An 18,532-nucleotide genomic window follows, 5' to 3' on the forward strand; every position below is an offset into this window, starting at 1 on the left:
GCTCAGTCGGCGTCAGCCGTTGCGCTTCCAGCGCGGCTTGTCGTCGCGGCGGCCGAAGGACGAGCCGGAACCGGAGCCGGTGCCGGTGCCGGTGCCACGGTGGTCGTCACGGCGGCCGTAGGGGCGCTCGTGGCCACCGGAGCGGAAGCCCGGACGGTCGTCGCGGCGGTCGCGGTTGAAGGGACGGTCGCTGCCACGGTGCCCACCGCGCTCGTCACGGCGCTCGAAGGAACGGCCGGCCGGACGGTCGTCGCGACGGAAGCCGCCACGGTCGTTGTCCCGACGCTCGAACCCACGCTCGCCACGCTCGCCACGGTTGTCGCGGTTGAAGCCGCCACGGTCGTCACGACGCTCGAAGGAACGGCCACCACGGTCGTCACGGCGGTCGTCGCGACGGAAGCCGCCACGGTCGTTGTCCCGACGCTCGAACCCACGCTCGCCACGCTCGCCACGGTTGTCGCGGTTGAAGCCGCCACGGTCGTCACGACGCTCGAAGGAACGGCCACCACGGTCGTCACGGCGGTCGTCACGGCGGAAGCCGCCACGGTCGTTGTCGCGACGCTCGAACCCACGGCCACCGCGGTCGTCGCGACGCTCGAAGGAACGGCCGGACGAACGGTCGTCGCGACGGAAGCCGCCACGGTCGTTGTCCCGACGCTCACGACGCTCGTACGGCGCCGCGCCCTCGCTCCGGTCGACGTCCTGCGCGGCAGGCTGCTCGGGCACGGACACCTCGGCGGCCTCGACGGCGGCCACGGCCTCCGCCTGCGCCTCGGCCACCGCGGTCTCCGGGTCCTCACCGCGGTCGCGGGCGGCCCGGGCGACGAGGCGGTCGGCCTCCTCGCGCAGCTCGGCGGCACGGCGCTGCGCCCGCTCCAGCTGCTTGGTCAGGGAGGCGACCTCACGCTCGGCCTGCTGCGCGGCGTTGCCCGCGGATTCGGCCTGGACCTCGGTCATCGACCGGGCACCGGTGATCTCGGCGACCTCGGGGTCGAAGGCGCCGGCGCCCTGGATGATGTGCCGGCCGGCGTCGACGCCCGCGTCCTCCATGAGGCGGAAGATCTGGCGGCGCTGGTGCGGCAGGGAGAGGGAGACGACCGTACCCGTGCGACCGGCACGCGCCGTGCGGCCCGCGCGGTGCAGGTAGTCCTTGTGGTCGCCGGCCGGGTCCACGTTCAGGACCAGGTCGATGCCGTCCACGTGGATACCGCGGGCGGCGACGTCGGTCGCGACGAGCGCGTTGACGTAACCGTCCTTGAAGTCGGCCAGCGTGCGGGTGCGCGCGCCCTGGGTCATGCCGCCGTGCAGCGCGTCCGCCTTCACGCCCGCATCGCGCAGCTGCTCGGCGATGCGGTCGGCGCCCAGCTGGGTGCGGACGAAGATGATGGTGCGGCCCTTGCGGGAGGCGATGGCCGCGGTGACCGGCGCCTTGTCCTTGGGCTTCACGATCAGGATGTGGTGCGACATGGTCGTGACGTTGCCCTGGGCGCTGTCGACCTCGTGCGTGACCGGGTTGCTCAGGTAGCGCTTGACCAGCGTGGAGATCTCGTTCTCCATGGTCGCGGAGAACAGCATGCGCTGGCCGCCGGCCGGGACCTGGTCGAGCAGCTCGGTGACCTCGGGCAGGAAGCCCAGGTCGGACATCTGGTCGGCCTCGTCGAGGACGGCGACCTCGACGTTCTCCAGGGAGCAGGCGCCGCGGTTGATGATGTCGCGCAGTCGGCCCGGGGTGGCGACGAGGATGTCGACGCCGCGCTCCAGGGCGTAGATCTGGTTGCCCATCGACGTGCCGCCGCAGACGACCTTCATCTTCAGGCCGAGGACGTCGCCGTACGGCTGGAGGGCGTCCGCCACCTGCATGGCGAGCTCACGGGTCGGGGTGAGGATGACCGCGCGGGGCTTGTGCTTCTCAGTGCGGCCGCCGGCGAGACGCGCCAGGGTCGGCAGACCGAAGGAGAGGGTCTTGCCGGAGCCGGTGCGGCCACGGCCGAGGATGTCCTTGCCGGCCAGGGCGTCCGGGATGGTCGCGGCCTGGATCGGGAAGGGGGTGGTCACACCGTTCTGCGCGAGCTTGCGCACGACGCCCTCGGGCAGACCGAGGTCGGCGAAGGTGACCTCGGGGGTCTCGTCGACCGAGTCGGTCGTGTCGGTCGTGTCGTTGCTGTCGGCCGAGTCGACGGTCTCGAGCGCCTCGACGGCCGCCTCGTTCTCGTCGTTCTCGGGCATGACGATGTGATCAGAACTGGAAATGGACATGCGTAAGCGAAACCTTCCGGAGTCTCGTCGGCACGCGCCCGTCAACTCCGTGATTTCGCAATACGACCGCCTCTATGCGGTCAGCCACGGCAAGGGAGAGAACGCGCCACACGGCGCTCTCTGCAATGGCGCCGGGCAATGGGATCAAACGATCTACCACCATACGCACCCTCCACCCCCGAAGGCAAACCAATCCCCCCGGACTAGACGTACGTCACATCGCCACGCCCTCGCGACACCGTCACGCCGGTGAGCCCGCCGTCGGCGCCGGCTCCCGCTGGACGAGTTGCGCCTCGGGGTCCGGGTGCGCGGAGGAGGACGGCTCCGCCGTCGGCGTCGGCGGCTCCGACGTCGGGGGCTCCGGCGTTGGCGTCACCGGGTCCGGGTCAGCCGGCCGCGTCGGCGTCGGCTGCGCCTTGGTCGGCGTCGCCTGCCCCGGCTTGGCGGGCTTCCCGGGCTGGGGCTTCGCCGAGGGGGACGCCTCGTCCGCGGCGGACGCCGAGGCGGAGGGGGACGCCGACTCCCCGTCCTTCCCCTTGCCCTTCTCCTTCTTCCCGTGCTTGCCGTCGACGCCCGCCGCCCCGTACCCGGAGCCGCCGCCGGACACCGCCGCCCCGCCGTCCGGCGCCTCACCGCCCCGCTCGCCGGCGGAGTGCGAGGGCTTGGCGCTCTTTCCCCCCTCGTCGTCACCGACGCTCATGCAGCCGGCGGCAGCGGCGACGGCCATGACCGTGGCGGCCAGACGGACGGGTACGTACTTGGGGCGCACGGGCAGCCACCTCCGAGGGCGGGTGAGGGAGTCAACCTGTTCAACTCCCGCCGCCCGCAAGAGGACACGCGCCGGACCCCGGTGCGGCCCGCCCTCACCCGAACCGCGCCCGACCCCGCGGATCACGCCCCCGTCCCCGACAATGGCCCTGTGCTGGAGATGACGCGCGACACCTTCGAAGAGCTGGTGGCCGAGGCCCTGGACCGGATCCCGCCCGAGCTGACCCGGGTCATGGACAACGTGGCGGTGTTCGTCGAGGACGAACCCCCGGCGGACGACCCCGACCTGCTCGGCCTCTACGAGGGCACCCCGCTCACCGAGCGCGGCGAGTGGTACGCGGGCGTCCTCCCCGACCGCATCTCGATCTACATGGGCCCGACCCTGCGCCACTGCGCGACCCGCGACGACGTCGTCCACGAGGTCGCCGTCACCGTCGTCCACGAGATCGCCCACCACTTCGGCATCGACGACGAGCGCCTGCACGAACTCGGCTGGGGCTGATCACCGCGGGCGAGGTCCGCCGCATACCCGCCCCCGCACTTGGGCATACGGGACCAATGGCCCGCGTCCCCGCCGCAGTCCTGAACGCCCTGATCCGTCTCCGCCGCTCGCCGCGCGCCCTCGCCCGGCACTACCGCACCCGCCGCCCGCACCCGGCCGTCGAGCTCGTGCCCCAGCCGCACCCCTGGGGCCGCGCCCTCGGCCTGGTCGCGGTCGTGCTGCTCGGCGCCTGGCTGGGCCTGCTGATCGTCGGCAACGTCCGCACCCCCGTCGGGCCCATGAACACCACGATGACCCTGCGCCCGTCCCTCACCGGCGGCACCAAGATCAACGTCTCCCCGCTCGGCGCCCTGCAACTGGACAGCCACCACGCCCCGGTCCGCCTCGACGTCAACGTCGACCAGCTCGACCCGGTCCGCTCCCAGGCCCTGGTCGACCACCCCGAACGCCTCTCCGGCCTCCAGGACGAGGTCGCGAAGGACGTCGAACACGGCACCCTCGACCTGGCGCTGCGCTCCTGCGTCGCCGTCGTCGCCGGCGCCACCGCCCTCGGCCTCGCCGTCTACCGCCGCCCGCGCCGCGCCCTCGCCGCCGGCGGCCTCGCCCTGACCCTGCTGGCCGCGTGCGGCGGGACGGCGTACGCCACCTGGAACCCCGACTCGGTCCTGCAGCCGAAGTTCTCCGGCCTGCTCTCCTCGGCCCCGTCCCTGGTCGGCAACGCCCGCAGCATCGTCACCGAGTTCGACGTCTACCAGCAGGAGTTGGCCCGACTGGTGACGAACGTGACCAAGCTGTACGACGTCACGTCCACGCTCCCCGCCTACCAGCCGGACCCCACGACCATCCGAGTCCTGCACGTCTCCGACATCCATCTGAACCCCGCGAGCTGGAAGATCATCGCCTCGCTGGTGGAGCAGTACCAGGTCAACGTCATCGTCGACTCCGGCGACACCATGGACCACGGCACCGCCGCCGAGAACGGCTTCCTCGACCCCGTCGCCGACCTCGGGGCGCCCTACGTCTGGGTGCGCGGCAACCACGACTCCCAGGTCACCCAGCGCTACCTGGAACGCATGAAGAACGTCCACGTCCTCGACGACGGCCGCGCCGAGACCGTCGCCGGGCTGCGCTTCGCCGGGCTGGGCGATCCCCAGTTCACGCCCGACCGCAGCGAGAAGTCCGGCGCCCAGGAGACCCAGGAGGCGGCCGGCGCCCGGCTCGCCGCGTCGCTGCGGGACTGGACGACGGCCGGGAAGCCCGTCGACGTCGCCGTGATCCACGAGCCCTCCGCCGCCCGCGAGGTCGACGGCTCGGTCCCGCTGGTCCTCTCCGGGCATCTGCACCACGAGGGCACGGAGGTCATGGACAACGGCACCCGGCTGCGCATCGAGGGCTCCACCGGCGGCAGCGGCCTGCGCGCGGTCGAGGGCAAGTACCCCGACCCGATCGAGGCCTCGATCCTCTACTTCGACCGCGACACCCGCCGCCTTCAGGCCTGGGACTCGATCAAACTGGGCGGCCTCGGCCTGACGACGGCGGAGGTGAGCCGCCACCTGCCGGAGGACAACCTGCCGGGCGCGACCCCCACGCCGACCCCCTCCCCGCCGCCTTCCTCCACCCCTTCCGGCCGAGCCCACTAAACCGTTTTGGCGATACCTCCCGGCATCCCATATGCTTCTCACGTCCCCGACGCGCTGCGAAGCGCAAGGCGGGCCGATAGCCCTCATCGTCTAGCGGCCTAGGACGCCGCCCTTTCAAGGCGGTAGCACGGGTTCGAATCCCGTTGGGGGCACGCAACACCGTGTGCGACACTGTCGTACACAACAGCTTGGTCCTGTGGAGCAGTTTGGAGTGCTCGCCACCCTGTCAAGGTGGAGGCCGCGGGTTCAAATCCCGTCAGGACCGCTGAGGTTTCCTTGAAGCCTCGTGGCTGGGTAGCTCAGTTGGTACGAGCGATCGCCTGAAAAGCGATAGGTCGCCGGTTCGACCCCGGCCCCAGCCACTCAGTACGAAAACCCCCACCGGACAACCGGTGGGGGTTTTCGTCGCTCACAGAGAGCCTGAGGGGGGTTCTTGAGACGCATCACCAGGGGAATCGTGACCGCCGCGGCTGTCATGTTCTCCACATTCGCGATTCCCGGCACCGCACACGCCGCCGGACCCAACGTCAAAGAGGCGTACGGCGACCAGGCCGACTGGTCGGTGCTCGACGTACGGCTCAACTACAGCGGTGAGATCGACAAGATCACCGCATCCCTGCGGCCCGTCGGCAGCGCCGCGTCGGACGCTCCGGTCGCGACCGTCACCGACTTCAAGCTGACGTACTACGTGAGTCCCTGGGAAGGTGTCTGGTCCTCCCAGCCCATTCACCTGGACACCCTCGGCGACTACACGGTCGACATCGAGGCCACGAACACCGCCGGTGAGACCACCGTCCAGCAGGACGCGGGCAAGCTGCACTACCAGAAGCAGCCCGTGATCAGCGGCTTCGCCGTCACGCCGGAACAGCCGGACATCGAGCACAAGACCGTCACCGCCACCGGCGACATGGTCGTCCGCGACCCGCGCACCCGCGAGACGGTGCCGCTGCCCGGCGCCACCGTGGACCTCACGTTCGACCAGAACCAGGACGCGACCACCGTCACGGACGACGCCGGCCACTTCTCCGCGTCCCACGAGACGACGGCGGGTGGCTGGACCTTCGCCCAGTATGAGGGCGATCTCGGCTTCGCGACGAGCCCTTGGATCGACGTCCGGCCGAAGGCGGCGCCGACCCGCTTCGTCCTGGACCGGAGCAGCTTCCACGTCGTCGCGAACGAGAAGGTCGCGGTCACCGGCACCCTCCAGTACCAGAGCGGCGACTCCTCGTGGAAGCCCTTGCCCGGCATCCCGCTGGAGATGGACTACAAGGACTGCACCACCTGCAACCCGGCCGAGGCGACCACCGATGCCGACGGCCGCTTCTCGCTCGAGAAGTACCCGTGGGGCAGCAAGTCCACGTTCGAGGTGGCCTTCACGCCGTACCCGTACAACCCGTTCATCCAGCGCACCACCACCGCGGACGTCAGCGTGGCGGTCACGGCCACGACGAAGTTCACCGAGTTCACGGCGGCGATGGACAAGTACGCGCAGCTGGAGATCACCGGCAGCCTCGACGCGATCGGGCGGGACACCAGCGACCAGGTCAGCGTCGACGTCCAGTACTCGGCCAACGGCACCAGCGGCTGGACCACGCAGAAGACCGTGAAGACCCGCTTCGGCTCCCAGTTCGTCGTCGAGAAGCTGCCCGGCTACACGGACGGCTACTGGCGCCTGCGGTACGCCGGGTCCACCACCAAGGACATCAAGGGCACCGTCTCCAAGAGCCTGCGCAAGAACCGCGCCGTCACCCGCGTCAAGGATGCCAACGCGTCCCCCGAGCCGGTCTCCAAGGGCCGGACGATCACGGTGAAGGGCGTCCTCCAGGACCGCCAGCCCGGCTCGTCCACCTGGAAGGCCTACGGCGGCAAGAAGGTGCAGATCCTCTTCCGGCCCAAGGGCCAGACCACCTGGTACCTGATGGCCACCGTCACCACCAAGACCAACGGCTCCTTCAGCAAGGGCTTCACGGCCAAGCAGGACGGCACCTGGGTCCCGGTCCACCTGTACCCGGACAGCAGGCACTTCGTGGGAAGCGGCCGAGAGGACTACGTGGACGTGCGCTGACGCGCGTACCGCAGGGGTGGGGGACGACGGCACACACGACGTCCCCCGCCCGCCGGGTCCTGGACGGCGCCGCGCAGCCGCCCGGGGCACCGGAGCAAAAGCGTTCGCCACGGATTTCCCGGGGATGAGATCCTGGATCCCGTATGTCTACGCATCCCGCCCCCGCCCCCGGCGCCTCCGACGCCCCGAGCCTCGGCGCCCTCGCCCCCCGCCTGAGCGAGCTGTCCCTGCGCGACGCGCACCGGATCGGCCGCCGGCTCGAAGGCGCGCGCAAGATCCGCAAGCCGGAGGCCCGTGCCGCCGTGCTCGCCGAGATCGAGGGCGAGGTCGCGAAGGCCGAGGAACGCATGGCCGGGCGGCGCTCCCGCGTGCCGGCCGTCAGCTATCCCGAGCAGCTCCCGGTCAGCCAGAAGAAGGACGAGATCGCGGACGCCATCCGTGATCACCAGGTCGTGATCGTGGCCGGTGAGACCGGGTCCGGCAAGACGACCCAGATCCCGAAGATCTGCATGGAGCTGGGGCGTGGCGTCCGCGGCATGATCGGGCACACGCAGCCCCGTCGTATCGCCGCCCGTACCGTCGCCGAGCGCGTGGCCGAGGAGCTGAACACCCCGCTCGGCGAGGCCGTCGGCTGGAAGGTGCGGTTCACCGACCAGGTGAACCCGGACGCCACCTTCGTCAAGCTGATGACCGACGGCATCCTGCTCGCCGAGATCCAGACCGACCGCGAGCTGCGCGCCTACGACACGATCATCATCGACGAGGCCCACGAGCGGTCCCTCAACATCGACTTCCTGCTCGGCTACCTCGCCCAGCTGCTGCCGAAGCGGCCGGATCTGAAAGTCGTCATCACCTCCGCCACCATCGATCCCGAGCGCTTCTCCCGGCATTTCGGGGACGCCCCGATCGTCGAGGTCAGCGGGCGGACGTATCCGGTGGAGGTGCGGTACCGGCCCCTCCTCGAAGAGGACTCCGACGACGCCGACCGCGACCAGATCACCGCGATCTGCGACGCCGTCGAGGAGCTCCAGGCCGAGGGCAAGGGCGACATCCTCGTCTTCCTCTCGGGCGAGCGGGAGATCCGGGACACCGCGGACGCGCTCAACAAGAAGAACTACCGGTTCACCGAGGTCCTCCCCCTCTACGCCCGGCTCTCGCACGCCGAGCAGCACCGCGTCTTCCAGCCGCACACCGGCCGCAGGATCGTTCTGGCGACGAACGTCGCCGAGACCTCGCTGACCGTCCCGGGCATCAAGTACGTCATCGACCCGGGCTTCGCCCGTATCTCCCGCTACAGCCACCGCACCAAGGTCCAGCGGCTCCCCATCGAGGCGATCTCGCAGGCCAGCGCCAACCAGCGCAAGGGCCGCTGCGGCCGTACGTCCGACGGTGTCTGTATCCGGCTGTACAGCGAGGACGACTTCCTCGCCCGCCCGGAGTTCACCGACGCGGAGATCCTCCGCACGAACCTCGCCTCCGTCATCCTCCAGATGACCGCGGCCGGCCTCGGCGATATCGAGAAGTTCCCCTTCATCGACCCGCCGGACCACCGCAACATCCGCGACGGCGTGCAGCTCCTCCAGGAGCTCGGCGCGCTGAACCCGGCCGAGAAGGACCCGCGCAAGCGCCTCACCGACACCGGCCGCAAGCTCGCCCAGCTGCCCGTCGACCCGCGCCTGGCCCGGATGGTCCTGGAGGCCGACAAGAACGGCTGTGTCCGCGAGGTCATGGTCATAGCGGCGGCGCTGTCCATCCAGGACCCGCGCGAGCGCCCCGCCGACAAGCAGACCCAGGCCGACCAGCAGCACGCCCGCTTCCGCGACGAGACCAGTGACTTCCTCGCCTATCTGAACCTGTGGCGGTACGTCCGCGAGCAGCAGAAGGAGCGGGGTTCGAGTTCCTTCCGCCGGATGTGCAAGCAGGAGTACCTCAACTTCCTGCGCATCCGCGAGTGGCAGGACATCTATACGCAACTGCGCACGGTCGCCAAGCAGATGGGCATCCATCTGAACGAGGACGACGCGCCCGAGCAGTCCGTCCACGTCTCCCTCCTCGCCGGCCTTCTCTCCCACATCGGGATGAAGGACGTGAAGGACGGCAACAAGAACGAGTATCTGGGCGCCCGCAGCGCCAAGTTCGCGATCTTCCCGGGCTCGTCGCTCTTCAAGAAGCAGCCCCGTTTCGTCATGTCGGCTGAGCTGGTGGAGACTTCACGCCTCTGGGCCCGCGTCAACGCCAAGATCGAGCCGGAGTGGGTCGAGCCGCTCGCCGAGCACCTGCTGAAGCGGACGTACTCCGAACCGCACTGGGAGAAGGACCAGGCGGCCGTGATGGCGTACGAGAAGGTCACGCTGTACGGCGTACCGATCGTCGCCCAGCGCAAGGTCAACTACGGCCGGATCGACCCGGAGACGTCCCGCGAGCTTTTCATCCGCAACGCCCTGGTCGAGGGTGACTGGCGTACGCACCACAAGTTCTACGCCGACAACCGCAAGCTGCTGAGCGAGGTCGAGGAGCTCGAACACCGCGCCCGGCGCCGGGACATCGTCGTCGACGACGACACGCTCTTCGACTTCTACGACCAGCGGGTGCCCGAACACGTCGTCTCCGGCGCCCACTTCGACTCCTGGTGGAAGCGCAAGCGGCACGAGCAGCCCGACTTCCTCGACTTCGAGCGGGAGATGCTCATCCGGGAGTCGGCGGAGGCGGTCACCAAGGCCGACTATCCGGACTCCTGGCGGCAGGGGCAGCTGAAGTTCCGGGTCACCTACCAGTTCGAGCCGGGCGCGGACGCCGACGGTGTCACCGTCCACATCCCGCTCCAGGTCCTCAACCAGGTCACGGACGAGGGCTTCGACTGGCAGATCCCGGGCCTGCGCGAGGAGGTCGTGACGGAGCTGATCCGCTCCCTCCCCAAGCCGATCCGCCGCAACTACGTCCCGGCGCCGAACTTCGCCAAACGCTTCCTGGACACGGCGGTCCCGCTCCAGGAGCCACTGACCACGGCCATGGCCCGTGAGCTGAAGCGCATGGTCGGCGTGCCCTTCGAGGCCGAGGACTTCGACTGGTCGAAGATCCCGGACCATCTGCGCATCACCTTCCGGATCGTCGACGAGCGGCGCCGCAAGCTGGCCGAGGACAAGGATCTGGAGGCGCTGAAGCTCCAGCTGAAGCCGAAGGCGAGGAAAGCCCTCTCCCAGGCTGCCGCGGCCACCGCCGAGCGCCAGGGCGGCGAGTCCCTGGAGCGCAAGGGCCTCACCGACTGGACGATCGGCACGCTGACGCGGGTCTTCGAGACGCGCCGGGCGGGCCAGCCGGTGAAGGCGTACCCGGCCCTCGTGGACGACGGCGACACGGTCTCGGTCCGCCTCTTCGACACGGAGGCGGAACAGGCGGAGGCGATGTGGAAGGGCACGCGCAGGCTGGTGCTCCGCAACATCCCGGTGAACCCGGCGAAGTTCGCGAGCGATCACCTGACGAACGCCCAGAAGCTGGCGCTCTCGGCCAACCCCCACGGCACGATCCAGGCCCTGTTCGACGACTGCGCGATGGCGGCGGCGGACAAGCTGATCGGCGACTTCGGGGGACCTGCGTGGGACGAGGAGTCGTACCGGAAGCTGTACGAGAAGGTCCGCGCGGAGATCGTCGACACGACGGTGCGTACGGTCGGGCAGGTGCAGCAGGTGCTGGCCGCCTGGCAGGCCTGTGAGCGCCGTCTGAAGGGCGTACGCAGCCCCGCGCTCCTCGCGAACCTGACGGACGTGCGCAAGCAGCTGGACGCCCTCGTGAAGCCGGGCTTCGTGACGGCGACGGGGCTGCGCCGGCTGCCGGACCTGATGCGCTACCTGGTCGCCGCCGACCGTCGCCTCCAGCAGATGCCGACGGCCGTACAGCGGGACACCACGCGCATGGAGAAGGTCCACGAGATGCAGGACGAGTACGCCTGGCTCCTGGAGCAGCTGCCGCAGGGCCGCCCGGTGCCGGCCACCGTCCTGGACATCCGCTGGATGATCGAGGAGCTCCGGGTCAGCTACTTCGCCCACGCGCTGGGCACGGCGTACCCCATCTCGGACAAGCGGATCGTGAAGGCGATCGACGCGGCCGTGCCGTAACCGACCGTGCACACCGGGTGAGTTCGCGCAGGACCCTCACCCTCCTGTACAGTCCTTCTCGCAGCGCAACGCAGCAATAAGCGCCGCGAAACCTGGTCCTGTGGAGCAGTTTGGAGTGCTCGCCACCCTGTCAAGGTGGAGGCCGCGGGTTCAAATCCCGTCAGGACCGCAATAAGAGGCTCGGATCTTTTGATCCGGGCCTCTTTTCGTACGTCGACCAGCTGGACCTCTCGTGGCACAGCTCCCTCAGCCGCCTTGCGCCGTCTTGACGGCGTCCCCTTCGGTCGGTACCCAGAAACCAGGGCCCCTTCCCCGCGTGGCCCCTGGAGGTGGCGTATGGCGGCTTCGGTCAGGCACGAGACGCGGGCGCTGCTCCGTGCGCATCTGTCGGCCGCCTCCTCCTATCGCCATCTGACGCGCCACTGCCCGATCTGCCACCAGCTGCTGCGGCTGGCCATGGACTCCGCCCCGAGAGGCCCACAGGGCGCCGAAGAGGCCGCGGAGGACGAAAGTCCCGCCGACGCGTGACCAACGGCGGCCCCAACACCCGTACCGGCGTGGGACGGTGGAACGCGTGGCTCCTCTAGCGCACATGAGCCAGAGGCAACAAGGACTCTGGCATGTGACGGGTGTCACCGCATGAGTTTCTGAAACCGCGGTACTTACGCCTCACCTACAACTGGTCAATTTAATATGTGCAATTGCACCAGTCCGGAGGGGGCGTCCACAGGAGATCCGACACCCCTCCCCAGACTCCGACAAGCCCGCTCACAGAGCCGTCAGCAAGACTCCCCGCGCGCACAAAAAAGATCGCGCTGGACTCGGCGGAGTCCAGCGCGATCGACGACGCACCCTGTGATGTTCTTGGGATGAGCTTGGGCGTGGGCCCCGTTGGGGCGGAACCCGCGTCGCTTGGAGCTTGTGAAGCGGTGTCACGGACGTATCGGCACGTTGGGGGACCTGCCGGTTTGTCCGTTATTCAGTTGGTTCAGGCCTCGCTGCGCTGCTGCGGGATGCCCGCGAGCAGTGCACGGACCTCCGCCTCGCGGTAGCGGCGGTGCCCGCCGAGCGTACGGATGGAAGTAAGCTTCCCGGCCTTCGCCCACCGCGTGACCGTCTTCGGGTCCACGCGGAACATGGTGGCGACCTCAGCCGGGGTCAGCAGCGGCTCGGCATCAGGGGTGCGAGCGGTCATGAGCGGCCTCCTCGGGAGAACCGAACCTTCTCGGTTCTTTCCTCTAAATTCTGCACCTTGACCCGCGTTGCCCGAAATGGCGGACGCGAGTCGAGTCGGTTATAGGACGAACGGCTTGTCCTCGGCACTACAACTACACCATCTGTCCAGCCGCGTCGGCCAAACCGATGGAATTGCCCCCCAGGTGTTCATCGGCGACAGAGGCCGATGGACCATGCCATAGCGGACAGTCACGCCACTGTGACGATCAGTCACAGAGCGATCAGGAGTCTCCAGACCCCCCAAAGCGGAACCTCCCCCGGGCCCCTTGTCCTATTTTGGCATGAGGAGGGGGAAGAGGCGCAAGGGCCAGGTACGTGCGGTCCATCACGCTTGACCGCACTTGAGCCTCAGTTGAGATGAAAGCCCGGATCGTGACGTACGTCCCATGTCGGGGGAACCTCAAGGTTCGCGGGCAACTCAGTGCGAGGACAAAACCCCAAAACGAGCGTCACGTCAAACACCCGTTCGTGACCTAGGCCGCACTCGGCAGCCGCACTCAGTTCGCCGAGCGCCGGTCCCTGACCGACCGCCAGCGCTCCACGAGCCGCCCGTAGGCCTCCCCCGCGGCCGCCCCGTCACCCCGCCGCAGCGCCTCGATGCCCTCGGCCACGTCCGCCGCCGAGTGGTCGTCCTCCAGCTCGCCGGCCGGCAGCGTGTGCACGAGGCCGCCGTAGTCCAGCTCGACGAGCGAGCGCGGGTGGAACTCCTCCAGCCAACGCCCCACGTCGACCAGGCCGTCGATGAGCGGCCCCTCGTCGAGGGTGTCCTTCAGCGTCCTGAGAGCCCGCGCCACCCGTCGCCGCGCCTGCACCATCGGCGTCCGGTAGCGCAGCATCGCCGGGATCTCCCCGGACCCCTTGTCAAAGGACCGCTCCTCGTCGCCGACGAGCACGAACCAGTGCAGCGGCACCTGCCAGGTCGAGGTGCGGATCCAGGGGCGGGCGTCCGGGTTCCGGATCAGCCACCGCTCGTAGTCCTGCGCCGCCTGCCGCCGTACGACCTCCGGCAGCACCGCGTCCAGGACCGGCTTCGGCAGCTCCTCGCCCAGCTCCCCCAGGGCCTGCCAGCCGCGCAGCCGGGTCCGCCAGGGGCAGACGCAGAGCACGCCGTCCACGTCCAGCACGAACGCGTCGCTGCTCTCGTGCACCGGTACGGCCATCGGCGGGGTGGGCAGCAAGTCGGCCAGGGAGCGGCGCAGTTCGTCCTGGTACGAGGGGCGGTCGGGGCGGCGGGCGTAGCGCGCCCAGTGGCCGCGCTCCGGCTCCGGGAAGGCGGCCAGCGGCTCGTACACACGGAGATAGGTCGCATACGGGACGACCACCGAGGACACCTTGGGCACGCCTGCTCCCTCCCCCGCCCGCTGCCAGGAAAACCTTCGGAACCCGCTCACAAACGGGCTGGAAATCTATGCAAATCGTCGCACGGGGGTACTCCGTGCGTAGGTGATCCTGAGCACGGCGAGGTGGGCGGGTCCGGTCAGGCTCTAATCTCGTGCCCACAGCGCCCGCCACCCTTACGGGAGCTGGTCCCAACCGCCGCTACGCATCCAGGAGTCACCACCGTGACCGAAGTATCAGCCGGCGTCCTGCACACCCTGTTCCACTCGGACCAGGGCGGTCATGAGCAAGTCGTGCTCTGCCAGGACCGTGCCAGTGGCCTGAAGGCCGTCATCGCCATCCACTCCACCGCGCTTGGCCCCGCCCTCGGCGGCACCCGCTTCTACCCGTACGCGACCGAGGAGGAGGCCGTCGCCGACGCCCTGAACCTCGCGCGCGGGATGTCGTACAAGAACGCCATGGCCGGCCTGGACCACGGCGGCGGCAAGGCCGTGATCATCGGCGACCCGGACACGGTCAAGAGCGAGGAGCTGCTGCTCGCCTACGGCCGGTTCGTCGCCTCACTCGGCGGGCGCTACGTCACGGCCTGCGACGTCGGCACGTACGTCGCCGACATGGACGTCGTCGCCCGTGAGTGCCGCTGGACCACCGGGCGGTCGCCCGAGAACGGCGGCGCCGGCGACTCCTCCGTGCTGACCGCGTTCGGCGTCTACCAGGGCATGCGGGCCTCCGCCGAGCACCTGTGGGGCGACCCCTCGCTGGCCGGCCGGAAGGTCGGCATCGCGGGCGTCGGCAAGGTCGGCCACCACCTGGTGACCCACCTGCGCGAGGAGGGCGCCGAGGTCGTCATCACGGACGTCCGCGAAGAGGCCGTGGGCCGCATCCTGGCCGCGCACCCGACCGGCGTGACGGCCGTCGCCGACACCGCCACCCTGATCCGTGCCGAAGGCCTCGACATCTACGCCCCCTGCGCGCTGGGCGGCGCCCTGAACGACGACACCGTGCCCGCGCTCACCGCGACGATCGTCTGCGGCGCGGCCAACAACCAGCTCGCGCACCCGGGGGTGGAGAAGGATCTCGCCGACCGCGGCATCCTCTACGCGCCGGACTACGTGGTGAACGCGGGCGGGGTCATCCAGGTCGCCGACGAGCTGCACGGCTTCGACTTCGACCGGTGCAAGGCGAAGGCGGCGAAGATCTACGACACCACGCTCGCCATATTCGCACGTGCGAAGACGGACGGCATCCCGCCGGCCGCCGCGGCCGACCGGATCGCCGAGCAGCGGATGCACGAGGCGGCGGTGGCGCGCCGGGCGCGCTGACCCTCGTAGCGGCGCATGACCGGTACCCGTCGGCGGGCACTTAGAGAGAACTCTCACGTTCGTCGGCGGGTCGGCCGCCAAGAAGTGGTTAAAATCGCGGTTGACCAGCGGGGACAGGGCGCCTCGCGGGTTCTGGGGCCAGGCCCGTCCTGCGGGCGACGTACCGTATGGGCGTGGGCTCAGGTACCGTGGAAGCCCTACGGGCCGGTCTCTCTGCGGAGAGCCCGTTCCAGATCATGAACGCGTGTCAAGACTCTGGGGCCATCGAGCCCCGTCACCGAGGGGGTCGAGCCATGGGGCGCGGCCGGGCAAAGGCCAAGCAGACGAAGGTCGCCCGCCAGCTGAAGTACAGCAGCGGCGGGACTGACCTGTCGCGTCTGGCCAATGAGCTGGGCGCTTCGACTTCGCAACAGCCGCCGAATGGCGAGCCGTTCGAAGACGACGATGAAGACGACCCGTACGCGCAGTACGCGGATCTCTATAACGACGACGATGAGGACGAGGACGACGAGTCCGGTCCTTCGTCGCAGCAACGCCGCGGCGCTTGACGCTCCAGCAGTCGCAACCCGGTCCGGTAGTGGTCCACACCACCGGACCGGGTTTTGCGCTGCCAGTCGGCAGCGGACTGCTCAGGCGTAGTCCCCGACCAGCTCCGCGCCCGTGGCGTGGTCGCCGCGGTCGGTGATCTCGCCGGCCACCCAGGCCTCGACCCCGCGGTCGGCCAGCGTCGTGAGGGCCACGTCCGCCGACTCCTCGGGGACGATCGCGATCATGCCGACGCCCATGTTCAGGGTCTTCTCCAGCTCCAGACGCTCGACCGAGCCGGTCCTGCCGACGAGGTCGAAGATCGGGGCCGGGGTCCAGGTGGAGCGGTCGACGATCGCGTGCAGGTCGTCGGGGATCACGCGGGCCAGGTTGGCGGCGAGGCCACCACCGGTGACGTGCGAGTAGGCGTGCACGTCGGTGGTGCGCGTCAGCGCCAGGCAGTCCAGCGAGTAGATCTTGGTGGGCTCCAGGAGTTCCTCGCCGAGCGTGCGGCCCAGCTCCTCGATCCGCGCGTCCAGGGACAGGCCCGCCTGGTTCAGCAGGACGTGCCGGACGAGCGAGTACCCGTTCGAGTGAAGACCGGAGGCCGCCATGGCGATGACCGCGTCACCCGTACGGATGCGATCGGGGCCGAGCAGCCGGTCGGCCTCCACGACGCCCGTACCGGCGCCGGCGACGTCGAAGTCGTCCGGGCCCAGCAGTCCGGGGTGCTCGGCCGTCTCGCCGCCGACCAGGGCGCAGCCGGCGAGGACACAGCCCTCGGCGATGCCCTTGACGATCGCGGCGACCCGCTCGGGGTGGACCTTGCCGACGCAGATGTAGTCGGTCATGAACAGCGGCTCGGCGCCGCACACCACGATGTCGTCCATGACCATCGCGACCAGGTCGTGGCCGATCGTGTCGTAGACGCCCAGCTGGCGCGCGATGTCCACCTTGGTGCCCACGCCGTCGGTGGCGGAGGCGAGCAGGGGACGCTCGTAGTTCTTGAGGGCGGAGGCGTCGAAGAGGCCGGCGAAACCGCCGAGGCCGCCGAGGACCTCGGGGCGCTGCGTCTTCTTCACCCACTCCTTCATCAGCTCTACGGCGCGGTCGCCCGCCTCGATGTCGACGCCGGCAGCCGCGTAGGAAGCACCGGAGGATGTGGTCTCAGACATTGCCTGGGATCTTTCGGGTTGGGTTCTACGAGGCTTACGGGCGACGGATCGCGTCGGCCGCGGCCGTGGCTGCGGGACCCGCGGCCAGCTCGGTCTCCAGGAGCTGCTTGCCGAGCAGCTCGGGGTCCGGGAGCTCCATCGGGTACTCGCCGTCGAAGCAGGCGCGGCACAGGTTCGGCTTGGCGATCGTGGTCGCCTCGATCATGCCGTCGATGGAGATGTACGCCAGGGAGTCGGCGCCGAGCGAGGTGCCGATCTCGTCGATCGTCATGCCGTTGGCGATGAGCTCCGCGCGGGTGGCGAAGTCGATGCCGAAGAAGCAGGGCCACTTGACCGGCGGCGAGGAGATCCGGATGTGGACCTCGGCGGCGCCCGCCTCGCGGAGCATCCGGACCAGGGCGCGCTGGGTGTTGCCGCGCACGATCGAGTCGTCCACGACGACCAGGCGCTTGCCCTTGATGACTTCCTTCAGCGGGTTCAGCTTCAGACGGATGCCGAGCTGCCGGATCGTCTGGGAGGGCTGGATGAACGTACGACCGACGTACGCGTTCTTCACCAGGCCCGCGCCGAACGGGATGCCGGACGCCTCCGCGTAGCCGATGGCGGCCGGGGTGCCGGACTCCGGAGTCGCTATGACCAGGTCCGCCTCGACCGGGGCTTCCTTCGCCAGCTTGCGGCCCATCTCCACGCGGGAGAGGTACACGTTGCGGCCGGCGATGTCGGTGTCGGGGCGCGCGAGGTAGACGTACTCGAAGACGCAGCCCTTGGGCTTCGCTTCCGCGAATCGGGAGGTGCGCAGGCCGTTCTCGTCGATGGCGACGAACTCGCCCGGCTCGATCTCGCGGACGTAGGACGCGCCGCAGATGTCGAGGGCGGCGGACTCCGAGGCGACGACCCAGCCGCGCTCCAGGCGGCCGAGGACCAGCGGGCGGATGCCCTGCGGGTCGCGGGCGGCGTACAGCGTGTGCTCGTCCATGAAGACGAGGGAGAACGCGCCGCGCACCTTCGGAAGGACCGTGTGAGCGGCCTCCTCGATGGTCAGCGGCTTGCCGTCCTCGTCGACCTGGGCCGCGAGGAGCGCGGTGAGCAGGTCGGTGTCGTTGGTGGCCGCGACGCGGGTCGAGCGGCCGTTGGTGTCCTTCGGGAGGTCGGCGACCATCTCGGCGAGCTGCGCCGTGTTGACCAGGTTGCCGTTGTGGCCGAGCGCGATCGAGCCGTGCGCGGTGGCACGGAACGTCGGCTGGGCGTTCTCCCACACGGAGGCACCGGTGGTCGAGTAGCGGGCGTGTCCGACCGCGATGTGACCCTGGAGCGAACCGAGAGAGGTCTCGTCGAAGACCTGGGACACGAGGCCCATGTCCTTGAAGACGAGGATCTGGGAGCCGTTGCTGACCGCGATACCCGCGGATTCCTGGCCCCGATGCTGGAGGGCGTAGAGCCCGAAGTAAGTGAGCTTGGCGACCTCTTCACCCGGAGCCCAGACACCGAAGACGCCACACGCGTCCTGGGGGCCTTTCTCGCCGGGGAGCAGATCATGATTGAGTCGACCGTCACCACGTGGCACGTCCCCGAGTGTAGGCGAGGTCGACCACT

Annotated in this window: 13 protein-coding genes and 4 tRNA genes; 11 read left to right on the forward strand and 6 right to left on the reverse strand. The window is 69.5% G+C overall.

What is annotated here, in order from left to right:
- Positions 1–12 precede the first annotated feature (12 nt).
- Together CRP56_RS20150 and CRP56_RS20155 are read right to left on the reverse strand one after the other, a co-directional pair.
- The gene (locus CRP56_RS20150) at positions 13–2,256 is read right to left on the reverse strand and encodes a DEAD/DEAH box helicase (protein WP_097265931.1); all 2,244 of its coding nucleotides are present in this window, start codon (positions 2,254–2,256) and stop codon (positions 13–15) included.
- A 241-nt stretch (positions 2,257–2,497) separates the two neighbouring features.
- Positions 2,498–3,025 carry a hypothetical protein gene (locus tag CRP56_RS20155; protein ID WP_097265933.1) on the reverse strand — a complete coding sequence of 176 codons (528 nt, stop codon included), beginning with the start codon at positions 3,023–3,025 and terminating at the stop codon, positions 2,498–2,500.
- Between the two features lie 150 nt (positions 3,026–3,175).
- Between CRP56_RS20155 and CRP56_RS20160 the strand changes: the two genes are divergently transcribed.
- From CRP56_RS20160 to CRP56_RS20200, 9 genes are all read left to right on the forward strand, one after another.
- Complete coding sequence (locus tag CRP56_RS20160; RefSeq protein ID WP_097265934.1) at positions 3,176–3,526, forward strand: metallopeptidase family protein; 351 nt, start codon at positions 3,176–3,178, stop codon at positions 3,524–3,526.
- A gap of 56 nt (positions 3,527–3,582) precedes the next feature.
- Positions 3,583–5,166 carry a metallophosphoesterase family protein gene (locus tag CRP56_RS20165; protein ID WP_097265935.1) on the forward strand — a complete coding sequence of 528 codons (1,584 nt, stop codon included), beginning with the start codon at positions 3,583–3,585 and terminating at the stop codon, positions 5,164–5,166.
- Positions 5,167–5,245: 79 nt separating this feature from the next.
- Positions 5,246–5,318, forward strand: a tRNA-Glu gene (locus CRP56_RS20170).
- A gap of 38 nt (positions 5,319–5,356) precedes the next feature.
- A tRNA-Asp gene (locus CRP56_RS20175) sits at positions 5,357–5,431 on the forward strand.
- Positions 5,432–5,454: 23 nt separating this feature from the next.
- Positions 5,455–5,528, forward strand: a tRNA-Phe gene (locus CRP56_RS20180).
- Between the two features lie 95 nt (positions 5,529–5,623).
- Positions 5,624–7,231: a hypothetical protein gene (locus CRP56_RS20185; protein WP_097265937.1), complete on the forward strand. Its 1,608-nt coding sequence runs from the start codon at positions 5,624–5,626 to the stop codon at positions 7,229–7,231.
- Positions 7,232–7,374: 143 nt separating this feature from the next.
- On the forward strand, positions 7,375–11,343 hold the full coding sequence (hrpA, locus tag CRP56_RS20190; RefSeq protein ID WP_097265938.1) for an ATP-dependent RNA helicase HrpA: 3,969 nt from the start codon (positions 7,375–7,377) through the stop codon (positions 11,341–11,343).
- 94 nt (positions 11,344–11,437) lie between these two features.
- Positions 11,438–11,512, forward strand: a tRNA-Asp gene (locus CRP56_RS20195).
- Positions 11,513–11,679: 167 nt separating this feature from the next.
- Complete coding sequence (locus tag CRP56_RS20200; RefSeq protein WP_097265939.1) at positions 11,680–11,871, forward strand: DUF6274 family protein; 192 nt, start codon at positions 11,680–11,682, stop codon at positions 11,869–11,871.
- A gap of 460 nt (positions 11,872–12,331) precedes the next feature.
- On the opposite strand, the gene bldC is transcribed toward CRP56_RS20200, so the two are convergent.
- Complete coding sequence (bldC, locus tag CRP56_RS20205; protein WP_003949541.1) at positions 12,332–12,538, reverse strand: developmental transcriptional regulator BldC; 207 nt, start codon at positions 12,536–12,538, stop codon at positions 12,332–12,334.
- A gap of 538 nt (positions 12,539–13,076) precedes the next feature.
- Positions 13,077–13,919, reverse strand: coding sequence for a hypothetical protein (locus tag CRP56_RS20210; RefSeq protein ID WP_097265941.1), 843 nt, complete (start codon positions 13,917–13,919; stop codon positions 13,077–13,079).
- Positions 13,920–14,141: 222 nt separating this feature from the next.
- Between CRP56_RS20210 and CRP56_RS20215 the strand changes: the two genes are divergently transcribed.
- Both CRP56_RS20215 and CRP56_RS20220 read left to right on the forward strand, forming a co-directional pair.
- A complete protein-coding gene (locus CRP56_RS20215; RefSeq protein ID WP_097265942.1) occupies positions 14,142–15,239 on the forward strand; it encodes a Leu/Phe/Val dehydrogenase in 1,098 nt (365 codons plus the stop codon).
- Positions 15,240–15,532: 293 nt separating this feature from the next.
- On the forward strand, positions 15,533–15,787 hold the full coding sequence (locus tag CRP56_RS20220) for a DUF3073 domain-containing protein (protein ID WP_059194509.1): 255 nt from the start codon (positions 15,533–15,535) through the stop codon (positions 15,785–15,787).
- Between the two features lie 81 nt (positions 15,788–15,868).
- On the opposite strand, the gene purM is transcribed toward CRP56_RS20220, so the two are convergent.
- Complete coding sequence (gene purM, locus CRP56_RS20225; RefSeq protein ID WP_097265944.1) at positions 15,869–16,939, reverse strand: phosphoribosylformylglycinamidine cyclo-ligase; 1,071 nt, start codon at positions 16,937–16,939, stop codon at positions 15,869–15,871.
- 34 nt (positions 16,940–16,973) lie between these two features.
- Positions 16,974–18,503 (reverse strand): amidophosphoribosyltransferase, encoded by a 1,530-nt coding sequence (purF, locus tag CRP56_RS20230; RefSeq protein ID WP_097265945.1) that lies wholly within the window; start codon positions 18,501–18,503, stop codon positions 16,974–16,976.
- Positions 18,504–18,532 lie beyond the last annotated feature (29 nt).

Source organism: Streptomyces sp. TLI_55, assembly GCF_900206255.1.
Classification (GTDB): Bacteria; Actinomycetota; Actinomycetes; order Streptomycetales; family Streptomycetaceae; genus Streptomyces; species Streptomyces aquilus.